The sequence below is a fragment of the Bradyrhizobium sp. 197 genome, assembly GCF_023073375.1.
Classification (GTDB): Bacteria; Pseudomonadota; Alphaproteobacteria; order Rhizobiales; family Xanthobacteraceae; genus Bradyrhizobium.
The window spans coordinates 1-727 of record NZ_JADPJJ010000051.1; the positions used below are offsets into that span (position 1 = coordinate 1).

Here is a 727-nt window from a genome sequence, read left to right on the forward strand (position 1 = left end):
TGCGCCGACCTCACCACTGAACGGATCGGCCAAGAACCTCTCCGCCGTCAGTTCGGGCCGGTTCAGATAGCCACGCGCGACCCCCGCCCCGCCAATGTAGAGCTCTCCCACCGCTCCCAACGGAACGGGCGCGCCATGGCCATCGAGCAGATACACACGCGTGTTCGCAATCGGACGGCCAATCGGGACAACTGACCCATCAAAATCAGAGGGGTAACTCCAGGTCGTCGCACAGACCGTTGTTTCGGTAGGTCCATAGGCGTTGACAATAGATGTTGCAGGCAACCTTCGAATGAGTTCAGACTTTGGCAGCTCTCCAGCAAGAATGAGAGATTGCGACGCCAAATATTCCAGATTGCGGTCTCCTTGGAAAAAGGCTGGAGGCAACGTCGCGTGTGTTATGGCTTCGCTTCGCAGATAATCTGATAGCTTGTTACTCGCTTGACGGAGCTCATCCGCAGGCAAATGCAATGCGGCTCCAGCACCAAACGCCATAAGAATTTCCCAAGCGCTCGCATCAAAACCAAAGGAGGCGAACTGCACTACTCGGCTGTTTGAACAAACGCCAAAAAGCCCGATCTGAGCCAGCCCCAGGTTGACGAGGCCCCGATGCTCGATCATGACTCCCTTTGGGGTGCCGGTAGATCCCGAGGTGTAGATCACATAGGCGAGATGGCGCGAGGTCAGGCCAAGCGCGCGCGGGTCGGGATCCGAGGCCGGCAGCTTC

The 727-nt window shown here is 57.8% G+C and carries 1 protein-coding gene; it reads right to left on the minus strand.

Features of this window, described 5'->3' with window-relative positions; genetic code table 11:
* The coding region (locus tag IVB27_RS10940; protein ID WP_247443518.1) for an AMP-binding protein at nucleotides 1-727 on the minus strand (727 nt) is incomplete at both ends.